At 61.6% G+C, this 16,281-nt stretch carries 15 protein-coding genes and 1 tRNA gene; 5 read left to right on the forward strand and 11 right to left on the reverse strand.

Annotated features, from left to right (window positions below):
* Positions 1–178: 178 nt before the first annotated feature.
* The gene (locus tag NN662_RS16380) at positions 179–712 is read left to right on the forward strand and encodes a GcrA family cell cycle regulator (protein ID WP_261931293.1); all 534 of its coding nucleotides are present in this window, start codon (positions 179–181) and stop codon (positions 710–712) included.
* A gap of 139 nt (positions 713–851) precedes the next feature.
* On the opposite strand, the gene phoB is transcribed toward NN662_RS16380, so the two are convergent.
* The 7 genes from phoB to phoR all read right to left on the reverse strand — a co-directional run bounded on the left by phoB (position 852) and on the right by phoR (position 7,572).
* Positions 852–1,535: a phosphate regulon transcriptional regulator PhoB gene (phoB, locus tag NN662_RS16385; protein WP_261931294.1), complete on the reverse strand. Its 684-nt coding sequence runs from the start codon at positions 1,533–1,535 to the stop codon at positions 852–854.
* A 26-nt stretch (positions 1,536–1,561) separates the two neighbouring features.
* Positions 1,562–2,281, reverse strand: a complete 720-nt coding sequence (gene phoU / locus NN662_RS16390) for a phosphate signaling complex protein PhoU (RefSeq protein ID WP_261931295.1) — start codon at positions 2,279–2,281, stop codon at positions 1,562–1,564.
* A gap of 47 nt (positions 2,282–2,328) precedes the next feature.
* On the reverse strand, positions 2,329–3,132 hold the full coding sequence (gene pstB / locus NN662_RS16395; protein ID WP_261931296.1) for a phosphate ABC transporter ATP-binding protein PstB: 804 nt from the start codon (positions 3,130–3,132) through the stop codon (positions 2,329–2,331).
* Positions 3,129–3,971, reverse strand: coding sequence for a phosphate ABC transporter permease PstA (gene pstA / locus NN662_RS16400; RefSeq protein WP_261931297.1), 843 nt, complete (start codon positions 3,969–3,971; stop codon positions 3,129–3,131). The genes pstB and pstA overlap by 4 nt, the downstream gene beginning before the upstream one ends.
* Positions 3,972–3,974: 3 nt before the next feature.
* On the reverse strand, positions 3,975–4,952 hold the full coding sequence (gene pstC / locus NN662_RS16405; protein ID WP_261931999.1) for a phosphate ABC transporter permease subunit PstC: 978 nt from the start codon (positions 4,950–4,952) through the stop codon (positions 3,975–3,977).
* Between the two features lie 80 nt (positions 4,953–5,032).
* Positions 5,033–6,091, reverse strand: a complete 1,059-nt coding sequence (gene pstS / locus NN662_RS16410; protein WP_410010944.1) for a phosphate ABC transporter substrate-binding protein PstS — start codon at positions 6,089–6,091, stop codon at positions 5,033–5,035.
* Positions 6,092–6,378: 287 nt separating this feature from the next.
* The gene (phoR, locus tag NN662_RS16415; protein ID WP_410010985.1) at positions 6,379–7,572 is read right to left on the reverse strand and encodes a phosphate regulon sensor histidine kinase PhoR; all 1,194 of its coding nucleotides are present in this window, start codon (positions 7,570–7,572) and stop codon (positions 6,379–6,381) included.
* Positions 7,573–7,843: 271 nt separating this feature from the next.
* On the opposite strand from phoR, the gene ppk2 reads away from it, so the two are divergent.
* Positions 7,844–8,725, forward strand: a complete 882-nt coding sequence (gene ppk2 / locus NN662_RS16420) for a polyphosphate kinase 2 (protein WP_261931299.1) — start codon at positions 7,844–7,846, stop codon at positions 8,723–8,725.
* A 6-nt stretch (positions 8,726–8,731) separates the two neighbouring features.
* Here ppk2 and NN662_RS16425 read toward each other — a convergent pair whose 3' ends face one another.
* On the reverse strand, positions 8,732–9,967 hold the full coding sequence (locus NN662_RS16425; protein ID WP_261931300.1) for a hypothetical protein: 1,236 nt from the start codon (positions 9,965–9,967) through the stop codon (positions 8,732–8,734).
* 247 nt (positions 9,968–10,214) lie between these two features.
* On the opposite strand from NN662_RS16425, the gene NN662_RS16430 reads away from it, so the two are divergent.
* On the forward strand, positions 10,215–11,174 hold the full coding sequence (locus tag NN662_RS16430) for an NAD(P)H-dependent flavin oxidoreductase (protein WP_261931301.1): 960 nt from the start codon (positions 10,215–10,217) through the stop codon (positions 11,172–11,174).
* A gap of 133 nt (positions 11,175–11,307) precedes the next feature.
* A tRNA-Thr gene (locus tag NN662_RS16435) sits at positions 11,308–11,383 on the forward strand.
* A gap of 100 nt (positions 11,384–11,483) precedes the next feature.
* Here NN662_RS16435 and NN662_RS16440 read toward each other — a convergent pair.
* Positions 11,484–11,828, reverse strand: a complete 345-nt coding sequence (locus tag NN662_RS16440; protein ID WP_261931302.1) for a hypothetical protein — start codon at positions 11,826–11,828, stop codon at positions 11,484–11,486.
* Positions 11,829–12,390: 562 nt separating this feature from the next.
* Between NN662_RS16440 and NN662_RS16445 the strand changes: the two genes are divergently transcribed.
* The gene (locus NN662_RS16445; protein ID WP_261931303.1) at positions 12,391–13,197 is read left to right on the forward strand and encodes a hypothetical protein; all 807 of its coding nucleotides are present in this window, start codon (positions 12,391–12,393) and stop codon (positions 13,195–13,197) included.
* A gap of 47 nt (positions 13,198–13,244) precedes the next feature.
* Here NN662_RS16445 and NN662_RS16450 read toward each other — a convergent pair whose 3' ends face one another.
* Together NN662_RS16450 and NN662_RS16455 are read right to left on the reverse strand one after the other, a co-directional pair.
* On the reverse strand, positions 13,245–14,675 hold the full coding sequence (locus tag NN662_RS16450; protein ID WP_261931304.1) for a M20 family metallopeptidase: 1,431 nt from the start codon (positions 14,673–14,675) through the stop codon (positions 13,245–13,247).
* 130 nt (positions 14,676–14,805) lie between these two features.
* Positions 14,806–16,017: a vWA domain-containing protein gene (locus NN662_RS16455; protein ID WP_261931305.1), complete on the reverse strand. Its 1,212-nt coding sequence runs from the start codon at positions 16,015–16,017 to the stop codon at positions 14,806–14,808.
* Positions 16,018–16,281 lie beyond the last annotated feature (264 nt).

A 16,281-nucleotide genomic window follows, 5' to 3' on the forward strand; every position in this document is an offset into this window, starting at 1 on the left:
ATGATTCCGGCGACTCTTGTCACGGAGTCAGGCTGGCACTAGGTTAAACATGCATTAAGAATTTGCGCTTGGCGGAAAAAAGTCACCCGGCAGTACAAGAGGCGTACTCCGTTCCGAAGGAATTCGGGACACGGTGAAGGATTCTGCCATGCATTGGACTGCAGGCGGAGAAGACCCAATGAACTGGACAGACGAACGCGTTGAAAAGCTTAAGAAATTGTGGGCGGATGGGCTGAGCGCCAGCCAGATCGCCGCACAGCTCGGTGGCGTCAGCCGCAATGCCGTCATCGGCAAGGTTCACCGTCTCAACCTTCCCGGACGCGCAAAGTCCGGCGGCGCGTCCTCGGCGGCACGCACGGTCAAGCGCCCCGTGACCGCACCGAAGGCTCCGAACTATGCAGCCCGCGTTACGACCCGCACCGTCACCCGTACGGCAGGCGCCACGGCACTGAAGGAAGAGGTCGAAATCAACGCGATCCAGGAGCATCGCTACGTTCCCGCCTCGAACGTCGTCGTGCCGATATCCCGCCGCCTGGCCCTGACGGAACTGACCGAACGCACCTGCAAGTGGCCGGTCGGCGATCCGCTGCAGGACGACTTCCATTTCTGCGGCTGCGAGTCCCCGGACAATTCGCCGTACTGCAATTATCACGCCCGCCTCGCCTATCAGCCGACCAGCAGCGACCGCCGTCGCGCCGCAGCGGCCAGCTGATCGCGGCGGAGCGACCGAACAGACCATCATGACGAACGGGCCTGCGGGCCCGTTTTTCGTTTCCGGCTGCGAGAAGTCAAAAGAAAACCCCGCTGTGAACAGCGGGGTTCAGAAGCATTCGGATGAAAATTCCAGGAGGTCAGACTTCCATGGAATAGCCGGCACCACGCACGGTGCGGATGACGTCCTGCATGTTGGAGAAGTTCAGCGCCTTGCGCAGACGGCCGACGTGAACGTCGACCGTGCGTTCGTCGACATAGATGTCATGGCCCCAGACGCCGTCGAGCAGCTGGGAACGCGAGAAGACGCGGCCCGGGGACGCCATCAGGAATTCCAGAAGCCGGAACTCGGTCGGGCCGAGGCGGACTTCACGGCTCTTGCGGTGGACACGATGCGTTTCGCGGTCGAGCTCGATATCGCCGCAGCGAAGCACGGCGGAGAGAACTTCCGGATGGGCACGACGGAGCATGGCCCGAACGCGGGCCATCAGTTCGGGCATCGAGAACGGCTTGACGACATAATCATCGGCACCGGTCGACAGTCCGCGAACGCGTTCGCTTTCCTCACCGCGCGCCGTCAGCATGATGATCGGCAGCCGTTCGGTCTCAGGGCGCATGCGCAGGCGACGGCAGAGCTCGATGCCGGGAACGCCCGGCAGCATCCAGTCGAGCAGGAGAAGGTCGGGCACGCGCTCCTTGAGGCGGATTTCCGCCTCGTCGCCGCGCATGATCGCCTCGACTTCGTAGCCCTCGGATTCCAGATTGTAGCGAAGAAGCTCGCTCAGAGCTTCCTCGTCTTCAACAACCGCTATTTTCGGGACCATTCACGGTTCTCCAACTTATCGAGCCGTCACTCGGACGTCACGCCCATGGTCGACGTGTTGTCGTCCTTCGGACGCTCACCTTCCGGCTGGCTGCCGGTGGTCATGTAGTAGATCGTCTCGGCGATGTTCGTGGCATGATCGCCGATACGCTCGATGTTCTTGGCGCAGAAGAGAAGATGCGTGCAGGTGGTGATGTTGCGCGGATCTTCCATCATGTAGGTCAGGAGTTCGCGGAACAGCGACGTATGGATCGCGTCGATTTCCTCGTCGCGGTCGCGGATCGACTTGGCCTTTTCCGCCGAGCGGCTGGAGTAGACGTCGAGCACTTCCTTGAGCTGCACCGAGGCCAGTTCGGACAGGTGTTCCAGGCCGCGGGCGAGCTTGCGCGGGACGCCGGTGCCCTGCACCGCGATGACGCGCTTGCCGATGTTCTTGGCAAGGTCGCCGACGCGTTCAAGGTCGGCCGCGATGCGGATCGAGCCCATGATTTCGCGCAGGTCGGCGGCAACCGGCTGGCGGCGTGCGATGGTGACGACGGCCGCGTCGCCGATTTCGCGCTCGCCGGTGTCGAGAATGACGTCGTCGGAGATCAGCTTCTGGGCAAGCGCCAGATCGCCGGTCACGAGAGCCTGAACGGACTCGCTGACCATCTGCTCGGCAAGACCACCCATTTCGGAGATCCGGCGCTGCAGGAACTTCAATTCGTCGTCGTAAGCCGACATGAGATGCTGTTGTGTCGAGGGCATGGTGGTGTTCCCTGATATCTTGAGGCAGGCTTCAGCGCGGCTGCGGATCAGCCGAAGCGACCGGTGACGTAGTCCTGCGTGCGGCTTTCCTTCGGAGAGGTGAAGATCTTCGCCGTCTCGTCGAATTCGACCAGTTCACCGAGATACATGAAGGCGGTCTGGCGCGAGACGCGGGCAGCCTGCTGCATGTTGTGCGTGACGATGACGATCGTGTAGTCGGCGCGCAGCTCGTCGATCAGCTCCTCGATCTTGGCGGTCGAGAGCGGGTCGAGAGCGGAGGCCGGTTCGTCGAGCAGAATGATCTCCGGCTTGACGGCAACGGTGCGGGCGATGCAGAGGCGCTGCTGCTGACCGCCGGACAGGCTGAGACCGCTGGCATGCAGCTTGTCCTTCACCTCGTTCCAGAGGGCCGCGCGGGTCAGGGCCGCTTCCACGCGCTCGTCCATCTCGCTCTTGTTGAGATTTTCGTAGAGGCGGATGCCGAAGGAGATGTTCTCGTAGATCGACATCGGGAACGGGGTCGGCTTCTGGAAGACCATGCCGACCTTGGTGCGCAGCAGGTTGAGGTCCTTCGACTTGTCGAGAATGTTCTCGCCGTCGATCAGCACCTCACCCTCGGCGCGCTGCTTTGGATAAAGCTCATAGATCCGGTTGAGGACACGCAGCAGGGTCGACTTGCCACAGCCCGACGGACCGATGAAGGCGGTGACGCTGCGCTCCGGCAGGGACAGGCTGATGTCCTTGAGGGCTTTGCTGTTGCCGTAGTAGAAGTTGAGATTCTTGATCTCGATCTTTGCCTTTTCGGCAGTCTTCTGCGGCGCGACTTTGTCTAGGGAAAGCATCTGGCTCATCTGTCCTCTCTGCGTCCGGTCAGGCTACGGGAAATTACGCTCAAACCCAAGACGGTCATGGTTATGATCAATGCGCCGGTCCAGGCCAATTGCTGCCATTCTTCATAGGGGCTGAGGGCAAACTGGAAGATCGTCACCGGCAGGCTCGCCATCGGAGCATTGAGGTTAGAACTCCAGAACTGGTTGTTGAGCGCGGTAAACAGAAGCGGCGCGGTTTCGCCGGAAATGCGGGCGACGGCCAGCAGGACACCGGTGACGATGCCCGAGCGGGCGGCGCGGTAGGCGACCGAGCGGATGACGATCCAGCGTGGGGCGCCGATGGCCGTGCCGGCTTCACGCAGTGCATTCGGCACGAGGCTCAGCATGTCTTCGGTCGTGCGCAGCACCACGGGGATGACGAGCACGGCGAGTGCGAAAGAGCCGGCCAGCGCCGAGAAGTGGCCCATGGGCCGCACCACGATTTCGTAGATGAACAGGCCGACGACAATCGAGGGCGCCGACAGCAGGATGTCGTTGATGAAGCGCACGACCATGGTCAGCTTGCTGAAGCGGCCGTATTCGGCCATGTAGGTGCCGGCCAGGATGCCGATAGGCGTGCCGACGAACATGGCGATGATGGTCACGATCAGGCTGCCGAAGATGGCATTCAGAAGGCCGCCCTCCTCGCCCGGAGGCGGGGTCATTTCGGTGAAGACCTGAATGTTCAGGCCGGCGGCGCCCTTGTAGACCAGTGCGCCGAGAATGAGCGCGAGCCAGGCGATGCCGATGCCGGCGGCGACGACGCACAGCGACATCATCACGGTATTCTTGATCTTGCGACGGGGATAGATCGAGGACATCGGTCAGGCTCCCTTCTTGCTCTCGATGCGCATCAGCATGTAGCGCGCGATGGCAAGGATGATGAAGGTAATGATGAAGAGGATCAGACCGAGAGCGATCAGCGAGGACGTGTACATTTCGCCGTCCGCTTCGGTGAATTCGTTGGCGATCGTCGCGGAGATCGTCGTGCTCGGCGCAAAGAGCGAGGCACTGATGCGGTGCGCGTTACCGATGACGAAGGTGACGGCCATGGTCTCGCCCAGTGCACGGCCGAGGCCGAGCATGACGCCGCCCATGATGCCGACGCGAGTATAGGGGACCACGACGTTCTTCATCACTTCCCAGGTGGTGCAGCCGATGCCGTAGGCGGATTCCTTCAGAACCGACGGTACGGTGTCGAACACATCCTTGGTGATCGACGAAATGAACGGCAGGACCATGATCGCCAGGATCAGCGAGGAGGTCAGCAGGCCGATGCCGTAGGGCGGACCGGCAAACAGGCTGGAGAGGATCGGGACGCCGTGGAAGAAATCGATGACGAAGGGCTGAACTTTCGTCTGGATGAACGGTGCGAAGACGAACAGGCCCCAGATACCATAGATGATCGACGGAATGCCGGCGAGCAGCTCGATGGCGATGCCGATCGGGCGACGCAACGGACGCGGGCAGAGTTCGGTCAGGAAGATGGCGATGCCGATGCCGATCGGCACGGCGATCAGGATGGCGATGGCGGACGTTACGATGGTGCCGTAGATCGGAGCCGCGGCGCCGAAGTTTTCCTTCACCGGGTTCCAGCTTTCGGTGACCAGGAAGGAAAAGCCGAACTTGGACAGCGCGTCCCAGGAGCCGACGAACAGCGAGACGGCAACGCCACCGAGAAGAACCAGGACAAGGACAGCGGATGCGCGGGAAACGGCGTGGAAGACCGCGTCGGTCAGGGCGAAGCGCCGGACGACCTTTTCACGGCGACTTGCCATCTGTTGATCTGTGACTGCTGCCATCGACATGCGGCTGTTCTCCCTCGCAGGTCCGGAAAGGAAAAGAGAAAGAGGGGCGGAGACCGCCCCTCTTCCAAAGGCAATTACATTGCGGAGTAGACCGGCTTGCCGTCAGAACCGACGACGTCCTTTGCCCACATTTCCTCAACGCTCTTGACGACGTTCTCCGGCATGGCGACGTAGTCGAGTTCGTCGGCCATCTTGCCGCCGTTCTTGTACGACCAGTCGAAGAACTTCAGAGCTTCGCCGGTAGCAGCGGCATCTTCCGGCTGCTTGTAGACGAGGATCCAGGTAGCAGCCGTCATCGGCCAGGATTCAGCGCCCGGCTGGTTGGCGAGGATGACGCCGTAGCCCGGCTGGGAGTTCCAGTCAGCGTTGGCAGCAGCTGCAGCGAAGGCTTCAGCCGTCGGAGCAACCGTCTTGCCGTCCTTGTTGAGCATGTCGGCATAGGTCATCTTGTTCTGCTTGGCATAAGCATACTCGACGTAACCGATGGAGCCCGAGGTCTGCGCAACGTTGTTGGCAACGCCTTCGTTACCCTTGGCGCCGATGCCGACCGGCCATTCGACGGCCTTGTCTACGCCGATCTTTTCCTTCCAGTCGGCGGAAACGTCAGCGAGGTAGTAGGTGAAGTTGTAGGTGGTGCCCGAACCGTCCGAACGGTGAACGACGGCGATTGCCTGCGACGGCAGGGAAAGGTCCGGGTTCAGCTTCTTGATGGCTGCGTCATCCCACGAGGTGATTTCGCCCATGAAGATCTTGGCCAGCGTTTCGCCGTCGAGAACCAGCTTGCCCGGCTCTACGCCTTCGATGTTCACGACCGGAACGATGCCGCCCATGACCATCGGGAACTGTGCGAGACCGACTTCCTTGAGCTCATCGCCGGAAAGCGGAGCGTCGGAAGCGCCGAAGGTCACGGTCTTTGCCTTGATCTGCTTGATGCCGCCGCCGGAACCGATCGACTGGTAGTTGAGGCCGATACCGGTTTCCTTCTTGTAGGCGTCAGCCCACTTTGCGTAGATCGGATAAGGGAAGGTCGCGCCAGCGCCGGAGATGTCGGCAGCCTGGGCGGCGGAAAGCATGAAGCCTGCCGAGGCAGCCACTGCCACAGCGTAGGCCATCGGACGGAAGAAGTTTTTCATTGAGGTCGCTCCTCTTGGAATTCGATCTTGGGAACACCGCGAACGGTGCCTTTCGGGGCCGGACAAAGTAGACGGCGGCGTCTTCTCCGTGGCTGCAGACCGTGGGATGCTTCTTTTTCCCTCAATCTGCGGCGCTGGATTTTTGACCTTTCCGGCGCCCGGCCCGCTTGTCATATCCGCTCCAGCAACACCCTTTTATGTCAGTTCAGTGAAAGTTTTGTGACAGGTCATGTCGTTGAAAATAAACGGTGTTATTGGCGGCGCAAAATCGCCTTCCCGCCAATATGTCAAAAACGGACGGTAAACTTGGCGCCCTTGCCGACTTCGGAGGAGACGAGCAGCCTGGCGCGATGGCGGGTGAGGATGTGCTTGACGATTGCCAAGCCGAGACCGGTGCCCTTTTTCGAGCGGCTGTCTTCCACGCTGACGCGGTAGAAGCGCTCGGTCAGGCGTGGCACGTGCTCGGCGGGAATGCCCGGCCCGTAGTCGACAACATTGACCTCGATCGGCTTGCCGCCGCCTTCGCTGAGGTAAACGTCGATGCGCTTGCCTTCCTGGCCGTACTTGCAGGCGTTCTCGATCAGGTTCTCGAAAACCTGCACGAGTTCATCGCGATCGCCGATCACCTCGACCGGCTTGTCGGGCATATGCAGGACGATATCGATGCCCAGTTCCTCCGATAGCGGCTTCAGCCCGTCGGTGACGTGACCGAGGAGCGGCACGAGATCGACCTTGGCGTCGGGTGCGATGTGCGATTTCAGCTCGAGCCGCGAGAGGGAGAGCAGGTCGTCGATCAGACGGCTCATGCGGGTCGCCTGCTCGAGCATGATGCCGAGAAAGCGCTGCTGCGCCTTGGGATCGTCCTTCGCCGGCCCCTGGATCGTCTCGATGAAGCCGCGCAGAGAGGCAAGCGGCGTCCTCAGTTCGTGGCTCGCATTGGCGACGAAATCGGACCGCATGCGATCGAGCCGGCGCAATTCGGACACGTCGCGGAAGGACAGAAGGAACAGGCCGGCTCGCGCCTCTCCCGGAACGGGCAGCGGCTTGACGCAGACGATGAAGCTGCGCTCCGACGGCAGGCGTTCGAAGTGTTCGGTCTGGTTGACCTTGCCGCTCGTCACCGTGTCGCGCGCCATGTCGAGAATGCCGGGCGAGCGGATGCGGGCGGAAAGGTGCGCGCCTTCGGTCAGTTCGCCGAAAGCCTTGAGCGCCGCTTCGTTCTGGAAGACGACCGCCAGGTCGCGATCGAGCAGGAAGAGCGGCATGTCGATTGCCGACAAGGCGGCGCGAACGCCACGGACATCGCCCGCATGGGCGCGCCGTTCCTCGGCCGAATTGCCCTTCGCCTCATCGATCCGGCGGCCGACAGGCGTGGCAACAAGCGCCACAGTCGCGGCGAACCACAAAATGACAACGATCGGCCATCCGGGGCTGATCAGCGCCACAAGGAGAGCGAAGCAGGACAGGACCAGGAGCGGCAAGGCGGCGAGACGCAGGCGGCCGACAAGCTGGCTCACCACGCCTGCGGTCTCTTCTCGGGTCTCTGGTTGGTCCGGTCGCTGCAACATCCGCCACTTCTGATTTCTGGTGAGGAAGGCCCTTGTTATCTCTTTTTCATGACAGAAGTTTTTTGTCGGCGCCATAGGCGATAGATTGCCCCGCCTGCAACGCATCTTGAACTCGCCTTCAGGATATGGCCACATGCGGCGGTCGATTTTCTCACATCGATCAACATCTTGGAGAGGAGCCCCGATGAGCGACGTCATGGAGAGCCGCGCTGTGGAACTGACCGTCAGCGGCAAGAAACGCATCTTCGACATCGACGATCCGAAGCTGCCGGACTGGGCCGACAAGGACGAAATCGAATCGGGCGACTTCCCTTACAAGGAGAAGATGGACAAGGGCGAATACGAGAAGACGATCGAGGCGCTGCAGATCGAACTCGTGAAGATGCAGTTCTGGATGCAGGACAAGGGCAAGCGCGTCATGGCCGTGTTCGAGGGGCGCGATGCGGCCGGCAAGGGCGGCTCCATCTTCGCCACCCGCGCCTATCTCAACCCCCGCTATGCCCGAGTGGTGGCGCTCCCGAAGCCCAGCGACATCGAACGCGGGCAGTGGTACTTCCAGCGCTATGTCGAGCATTTCCCGACGACCGGCGAATTCGTGATGTTCGACCGCTCCTGGTATAACCGCGCCGGCGTCGAACCGGTGATGGGCTTCTGCACGCCGGACCAGTACGAGCATTTTCTCAAGCAGGTACCGCGCTTCGAGGAAATGCTGGTCGACGACGGCATCTTTCTCTTCAAGTTCTGGCTGAACATCGGCCAGGAAATGCAGATCAAGCGCTTCCACGACCGCCGCCATGATCCGCTCAAGGTCTGGAAGCTGTCGCCGATGGACATTGCCGCGCTGACGAAATGGGACGACTACACCGAAAAGCGCGACCGCATGCTGAAGGAAACGCACACCAAGGATGCGCCCTGGACCATCATCAAGGCGAACGACAAGCGCCGCGCGCGCATCAACCTGATCCGCCACATCCTGCTATCGCTGGATTACGACGGCCGCGACCTGAAGGTGATCGGCGACATCGACGGCAAGATCCTCGGCCAGGGGCCGAACTTCCTCAAGTAGCGGCGCTCATCGTCCCGGCAGCAGCCGCACCGCATAGAGATTGATGCCGTTGCCCTTGGCCTGAAGGTCCGGGTTGATGATCAGCTTGCCAGGCGAGTTGGGGGTCAGCGAGCGGGCAAATGTGACTTGGAACAGCGTGTCGGTCTTCTCCTGAGACACGGTGAACCGGTGTCTGCCGCAGCCGCCGAGCGTGGAAAAATCGCACTGGACGGAGACCTGCACATTGGTCTCCGAAGACGACTGGAAGGTCAGCGCAATCGTGGAGCGCTTGCCGGCCATGGCCCTCAATATCGCGGGCGGGATCGTCACCGTCACCGAGCCGTCGTCGTCGGCGCTGGTCGAGGTCATCTGGATCGCCGGCCCGGTGCTGGTGTCCACGGGATCGATGGTGGCGTTCTGTCGGGCGTTCAGAACGGAGATGTTCTGCGGCGTGAAGAGTTCGATCCATTCGGACGAGAAGCCGGTCTGAATGCCGACCGTCTGCGGCTTGTCGGTCGCGTCGGAATCTTCCGCGGCAACCTGCGGCGTCGGGCTTTGCGGCGCTTCATCCCCGGCTCCACCGCCGAGAAGCCCGGCCTCCAGTGCCCAACCGAGACCAATGCCGATGAAGGCGATGACAACCGACACCATGAAGATGCGCGAAAACAGGCCCCGCCTGCGGCGCGGCTTGGCAGAGGGCGTGGCTGGCAGGTCTAGCATGTCCGCGAGCTGAGGCCGGTCACTTCCTGCCGGGCGGGCATCTGCGGCACCGAGCGCTGAAAGATCGTTGGCCGCAGGCGGCGGGGCGCGCCTCCGCCCGTTGGCGGACGAGGGTCCGGAAGCCGATGTGCTGACGGCAGGTGCGTCGAACCAGCCGGCATCGGCGGCGGGCGGCGCGTCATGGGTAAGGTCCGGCTCGGGATAGACCGAAGCCGGTGCCGGCTTCTGCTGCTGCGGCAGCGGCGCATGATGGCGCGGCTCTGGCTCCGGTGCAGCCTCCGGATAGGTCTCTTCGGGCTCAGGTTCGTCGAACTCTTCCGGCTCGGGCGGCAGACGCAGCTCTTCTTCCTGCTCGATTGCGGCGATCACCCGTTCAAGGCGTCCGCGCTGCGCTGCTATCGTGACCGGATCGTCGATGCCCTGCTTTTCCAGGCCCGATTCGAGCGCCCGGCGCGCCGACTGATAAATCTTGGCGCGAACGCGCGGATCGGAGCGGTTCGCCCGCTCCAGCGCATTCCTGATCGCCGCATCCAATCCCGTCACGAATAAACCCTTGCCTTGCCGAACATAGCACTCGCTGGAATCGGTAGACGCAAAGTCCGGCCGGTTCAAGTTCTCACGCCCGCCGATGCGCTCTTGTCCCCTTTGAAATGCCCTCGATTCGGATAGGCTCACAACGCCCGCGACGTTCCTGCCTGTCGGGATGCGGCGCGAATGGGGCTTTCCCTCCGCCGTCGCCTCTGCTAGAGATTTTGACGTTCGCGTAAACGTCAATTGTGTCGGAGGAGACATGACGCTTCCCAAGGTACTGAGCGAAAACCTGCGTCTGCCGGTCGTCGCCTCGCCGCTTTTCATCATTTCCCATCCGGCCCTGACGCTGGCGCAGTGCAAGGCCGGCGTGATCGGCGCCTTTCCGGCGCTCAATGCGCGGCCTGAATCCCAGCTCGACGAATGGCTTGCCGAAATCACCGAGGGGCTCGCCGCGCACAATGCCGCCCATCCGGAGCGGCCGGCAGCACCGTTCGCGGTCAACCAGATCGTCCACACCTCCAACAAGCGCCTCGAGCACGACCTGATGATGTGCGTGAAGTACAAGGTGCCGATCGTCATATCCTCGCTCGGCGCCGTGCCGGAGGTCAACCAGGCGGTCCATTCCTATGGCGGCATCGTGCTGCATGACGTCATCAACAACCGCCACGCCAATTCGGCGATCCGCAAGGGCGCGGACGGGCTGATCGCGGTTGCGGCCGGCGCGGGCGGCCATGCCGGTCGCCTTTCGCCCTTTGCCCTCGTGCAGGAAATCCGCGAATGGTTCGACGGACCGCTGCTGCTCGCGGGCGCGATCGCCAATGGCGGCGCGATCCTCGCCGCCCGGGCCGCCGGCGCCGACATGGCCTATATCGGCTCGCCCTTCATCGCCACCAACGAGGCCCGCGCCAGCGACGCCTACAAGCAGATGATCGTCGACAGCAAGGCCGACGACATCGTCTATTCCAACTACTTCACCGGTGTGCACGGCAATTACCTGAAACCCTCCGTCATCGCCGCCGGCATGGACCCTGACCACCTGCCGGAAGGCGACCTGAAAACGATGGATTTCGACAGCGCGGTGACCGGCGCCAAGGCCTGGAAGGATATCTGGGGCTGCGGCCAGGGGATCGGTGCCGTCAAGGAAATCGCCAGCGTCGAGGGCCTCGTGACACGGCTCGAGCGCGAATACCGGGACGCAAAGGCGAGGCTTTGCAGCTGAGACGATTTCCGTTCCGCATTTCCACTGCGCGATTTTTTTGGACGCAGCGGAACTCATGACTTGAAATCCGCCCGCTTTGCGGTTATCAGCCCCTCACGCCAGCCGCCGGCCCCGCGCCGACGGCATTTCAAGGGCCGCTTTAGCTCAGTCGGTAGAGCACATCATTCGTAATGATGGGGTCACGTGTTCGAGTCACGTAAGCGGCACCACTTCCCTGTAAGCCCATAGCGAAATATGTGGTCCTTTCGGATAGTCTGTACGGGGTCTGTGTCTTGGCGTCCTGTTCGCACCAAGGCATGGTGACGGCCTTCAATCGGCTCCGTCAAGCTTCAGCGAACCCTCGATCTCCGCCTCGCGGTAACCGTCGAGGCTGATCAGGTGGCTTCTGCCGATCTCGATGATTGTCGATGTTGCCTCTTTTTCGCTCCAGCCCACCGCCACAGCCCGCGAAATCAACTCCATGACATCCGCGTATACTGCCCGCTCGCAATCGATTGCTCGATCGGGATCGTTTTCTGCAATTTTAGGGCTGGCTAAGCTCTGCGCCGAGACAATGGCGATCTCAAGTTCATGAGCTATACTTGATATATGGCGAACCTCTCCGAATTCGCGCAGAACATCTACAATCGCGGCATACAGTTTATCATTGCGCATCCGTCGTACCCCACACGATAATTGCTATCGTGATCATTTTTCCAGCCGCAAAAGTTGTGATGATAATAAATAACACTTAACAGACTTCATATATCGACTGCCCAATGCTCCGTCCAGACTTCGGAACAGATCAAATTTGGTTATAAAACTGGCGAGATCCCAACTTCGCGCATCATTCTGAAACAACCGAAGATCAATATCTTGCCGCTGAAAGCACCGGGAGAAGATCGACCCGGGAATTAGCGACGCAGGGGCGATCTCTGCCCCGGCCTGATCCGCATTCTCATCAGGCCCATCCGCCCATTTTTGACAAATCACAGTCTCCGGCTTGCCGGGCGCCGCCGCCTGTGCCACCGGCGTTAGCCAAGATGAGTGGCGTCAGGTGACAAATGTCACCTTTCGATGCATTGTCGAGATCAAGTCCAGCTTATTTTAGAACTATTGGGTCCAGATATTTAATTGGTCGCGGCGGGCAGAAGTGGCGTTGTCATTGGGAAGTATCGAGCAAGTTGCCGCCAGTCCCGGGTTCGCGCGGATTGCAGATGAGCTGGCGCGCAATTTCATGAGCGTGCATGACGCGGCTCCGCGGCTGGCCGGGCTGTTTGCCACCCAGCAGCGATGGTTTCTCTCGCATGTGGCGCTCGGCCTCTATTTCGAGGGACTGGCCGAGGGGCGTCATACGCTGAACCGGCGCGACCTCGTCAAGGCCGCCCTGCACTATCGGATCTCGAGCCGCAACACGGCCGTCAGCTTCTTCCTCGAAGCCATCAAATACGGTGTCGTCGTGCCGGTGGACGGGGTGAACCTGCGCACCTTGCAGCCCTACCGGCCATCGGCACAGACGCTGGAACTGCTCGGCCGCTGGTACATGTTCCACCTTGCCGCGCTCGACAGGCTGGACGGCGGCGGACGCTGCGGACAGTTCGCGCGTGATGTCGACGGCCACATCGCCGCCCTGCAGCCGGCGCTGGCGCACGCGCTGCTCGAATGCCCGGCGATCCGTTCACACGGCAAGATCTATTCGCTTTTCACCTGGATGGACGATGGCGGACTGCTGATGGACCGGCTGATTGCCGGCAGCGCAGCCGGGCAGACGATGGAAGATGGAGAACGGCTGCTGACCGATGTCACGTCGCTCGGCTACCTCGCACGCAGCTTCGGCCTGTCGCGCTCGCATGTGGGCCGCAAGTTCGCTGCCGCCGAGGCGATCGGCGCCATCGGCTGGAGCGGTCGTCCCGGCCGTTCCCCGATCTGGATATCGCCGGAATTCCGGCGCGAATATTACGAGGCGCAGGCTGCCAAGATGATCGTTCTCGATGAGACGATGGCGGCGCTGCTGCCGCACAGCAGGGCGCAACCGGCGGCCTGACGTCCGCTCCTCCGACCGACTGCATAGTGCACCACCCTTGCGGCCGGTCATTCCGCCGCCATCGGCCTCGGCTGGAGCGGCGGCATCACGTCATCCGGTATCGGGCAGACATAAGGGGTCTCGGCGAGGGTCTCGCGGTGCTCCCTCTTCGCGCGCGCAAGCAGGGTCTCGTCGGCCATCAGCGTCTGCGCGGTCTGCGCCATGATCTTGGCTGCATGCACCATGCCCTTGTGCGCGGCGGGCGCCTTGCCCTGCGCGGTGATCTGCCAGCTGTGGCCGGGCGTGCCGATCGCATGGGTCGCCACCCAGCACTGCACCGTCGGCACCTTCCAGGTGACGTCGGCGACGTCGGTGGAGCCGAGCATCTTCTCGCCGCCATTGCGCAACGGCACGACATAGCCGCAGAGCGGCTCGTCCTTGACCGGCTTGAGGCCGACGCTCGCATAGCTCGCCCGGATATCCTCCTCCGACAGCGTCGCCTGGATGCGGCGCGCGTATTCCCTGTCGGCCTCGTCGAAGGGCACGCCACCGAGCTGGTCCAGCACGCTCTGCATGGTCGCTTCCATCGTCGCGTTGGGCAGCATGTTGGAGACGGCGGACATGATGGAGATATCGACCTCGGTCTCGGTCATCATCGCCGCACCGCGCGCGACCTTCTTCACCCGCTCATTGAGCGCCAGCATGCCGGACAGCGTAAGCGAGCGGATCGAATAACGCACCTTGGCACGGGCCTGCACCACATTCGGCGCCGTGCCGCCGACATCGAGATAGGCGTAATGGATACGGCTGTCGGAGGGCACATGCTCACGCAGATAGTTGACGCCGACGGACATGATCTCCGCGGCATCGAGCGCGGATCGCCCGAGATGCGGCGTTGCGGCGGCGTGGCTCGCGCGGCCGGTGAAGACGAAGTCCATGCGGGTATTGGCGAGACTGTCCTCGGTATCGACGCGCGTCATCGTCGCCGGATGCCAGGTGATGGCGGCATCCACGTCGTCGAAGGCGCCATCGCGCACCATGAAGGCTTTCGCAGCGCCGCCCTCTTCCGCCGGGCAGCCGTAATAGCGTACCCGGCCGGGCGTTCCGGTTTCGGCCAGCCAGTCCTTCAACGCGCAGGCGGCGAGAAGAGAGGCGGAGCCGAGCAGGTTGTGCCCGCAGCCATGGCCGTTGCCGCCGGCTTCCACCGGGCGCGGCTCGGCGATGTTGGCCTCCTGGCTCAATCCCGGAAGGGCGTCATATTCGCCGAGGACGGCGATCACCGGTCCGCCCTCGCCGGCCTCACCCATAACGGCGGTCGGAATGCCGGCAACCGCCTCCGTCACGCGGAAACCTTTCTGGCGGAGCATCTCGGTGTGCTCGGCGCAGGAGCGGTATTCCGCGTAGAGCGTCTCCGGCATGCCCCAGACCCGGTCGGACAGGCCGATCAGATCGTCGCGATGGTTCTCGACCTTGTCCCAGATGATTTCCGAATTGCGCATGCGGCAGGCTCCAAGCATTCAATCGCTGCGACATTGCCCTGCCGGTGGCAGCCTTTCAACGGAAAAGGCGGACCATCACGGCGATGGCCCGCTTTTCAAGGCGCTCGGGTCTTCAGATGACCGCATCATGTCACTGCGTCAGGCGCGAGACCTTGGAAGTCGCCTGGGCGCCGATGCTGTTGAAGGCGGCGATCAGGTCGCTTGCGTTGCTGGCGTCGAAGTAGTGGGCAGCGTCAGTTGCACAGTAGCTGAGCAGGGCCTTGCCCGCCGCCGGAGCCATGAAGGCGACCGTGTAGATGATGGTGCCCTCCCTTTTCGCGTCGTCGCACTCTTTCTTGGTCTTTGTATCGGATTTGGGGTCGTTATTCTCGCCATCCGTCATGAAAACCATGTATTTGACCGGGACTCCGCCATTCTTCTTCTTGTGCGCCTGATCCTCGGAGTTGGCATGCAATGCATTGCGTGCGGTCGTCACCGCCTGGCTGGAATCCGTTCCACCGTCTGCTATCAGGGTGTCGACATATGCCAGCGTCTTGGCGGTTCCCCAATCAAGATCGAGCGGAGTGTCCATATCGCTGTTGTAGGACACTGCAGCCGTACGGACGTATTTCTGCTCCGGATCAGCCGCAGCCAATTGGGCCATAAGGTTCGAGACGGCCTGCTTGAGAGCATAAATTTTGGGTATATATCCGATTGCTGAATAAGTGCATGTCTTGGGGTGATATTCCCATACCTTATTTCTGCCTCTGCCTTCCGAAGTCCAATAGCTGCAGTCATACGACACTTCGTAGGTCCCATACTGGTCCGTATCCCAAGCCATCGAACCGGACCGGTCGAGGACCAGGTACATGCTGAGCGGCGACTTGGTGGATTCGGTGGAGGTTCGTGCAGCCGAGTTGACGGAAACCGGTCGGCTGTCGATGCCGAGGAGACCCGTCATCGCGGTCATCTTGACGTCGAGGTTCAGCTTCACCTGTACATCGTAGGTGCCCGACCCGTCAGCATTGGTGACCTTGGTCGGCACAATGTCGATGTTATCCTTGTCGAGCGTGCCGCCCAGATCGTTGTCCAGCGCCAGTTGCGAGTTGACGAAGTTCAGCGCCAGGACCTTGGCCTGCGCCTCGGTCATGCCCTGATCGGCCATGGCCTTGGAGGCGACCAGCGCGGCAGAGTCGGCCGCGGACTGAAGCTGTGTGCGCGTATTGAGGAGGCGGCTCATGTCGATGGCAACACCGACAAAGGCGATGACGACCGGCAGCGACAACGCCGTCAGAATGGCAAAGTTGCCGTCGCGGGATCTGAAGAACTGTTTCACTGCATGTGAAGCGGAAAGGTTTGTCATCATAACAACACCGTTAACAGGGCCTAAACGTCTGTGGTTTGGCAGGATTAGACCGGGGTTATGTGTTGATCGACTTAATGGATTAGGGAAAATTTTCGTTAAATTCCGTCGGACCGCCGAGAACCGGGCTTTCCATCTGGCGGTGTCGTCCCGTTTTGGCACTCGCGGAATGGCTGCGGCTGTCCAGAAGTCCAACAAAACTCAGGGTTATATCAATATTGGAGGTTGTAAACGGCCGATTGTGCGACGGGATCTGACCCGTTT

Source organism: Rhizobium sp. NRK18, assembly GCF_024385575.1.
Taxonomy (GTDB): Bacteria; Pseudomonadota; Alphaproteobacteria; order Rhizobiales; family Rhizobiaceae; genus JANFMV01.

Excerpts from the sequence above, each read along its gene's own strand:
- NN662_RS16380 (WP_261931293.1), top strand. The coding sequence starts at position 179 with ATGAACTGGACAGACGAACGCGTTGAAAAGCTTAAGAAATTGTGGGCG.
- phoB (WP_261931294.1), bottom strand. The coding sequence starts at position 1,535 with ATGGTCCCGAAAATAGCGGTTGTTGAAGACGAGGAAGCTCTGAGCGAG.
- phoU (WP_261931295.1), bottom strand. The coding sequence starts at position 2,281 with ATGCCCTCGACACAACAGCATCTCATGTCGGCTTACGACGACGAATTG.
- pstB (WP_261931296.1), bottom strand. The coding sequence starts at position 3,132 with ATGAGCCAGATGCTTTCCCTAGACAAAGTCGCGCCGCAGAAGACTGCC.
- pstA (WP_261931297.1), bottom strand. The coding sequence starts at position 3,971 with ATGTCCTCGATCTATCCCCGTCGCAAGATCAAGAATACCGTGATGATG.
- pstC (WP_261931999.1), bottom strand. The coding sequence starts at position 4,952 with ATGGCAGCAGTCACAGATCAACAGATGGCAAGTCGCCGTGAAAAGGTC.
- pstS (WP_410010944.1), bottom strand. The coding sequence starts at position 6,091 with ATGAAAAACTTCTTCCGTCCGATGGCCTACGCTGTGGCAGTGGCTGCC.
- ppk2 (WP_261931299.1), top strand. The coding sequence starts at position 7,844 with ATGAGCGACGTCATGGAGAGCCGCGCTGTGGAACTGACCGTCAGCGGC.
- NN662_RS16430 (WP_261931301.1), top strand. The coding sequence starts at position 10,215 with ATGACGCTTCCCAAGGTACTGAGCGAAAACCTGCGTCTGCCGGTCGTC.
- NN662_RS16440 (WP_261931302.1), bottom strand. The coding sequence starts at position 11,828 with ATGCGCAATGATAAACTGTATGCCGCGATTGTAGATGTTCTGCGCGAA.
- NN662_RS16445 (WP_261931303.1), top strand. The coding sequence starts at position 12,391 with ATGAGCGTGCATGACGCGGCTCCGCGGCTGGCCGGGCTGTTTGCCACC.
- NN662_RS16450 (WP_261931304.1), bottom strand. The coding sequence starts at position 14,675 with ATGCGCAATTCGGAAATCATCTGGGACAAGGTCGAGAACCATCGCGAC.
- NN662_RS16455 (WP_261931305.1), bottom strand. The coding sequence starts at position 16,017 with ATGACAAACCTTTCCGCTTCACATGCAGTGAAACAGTTCTTCAGATCC.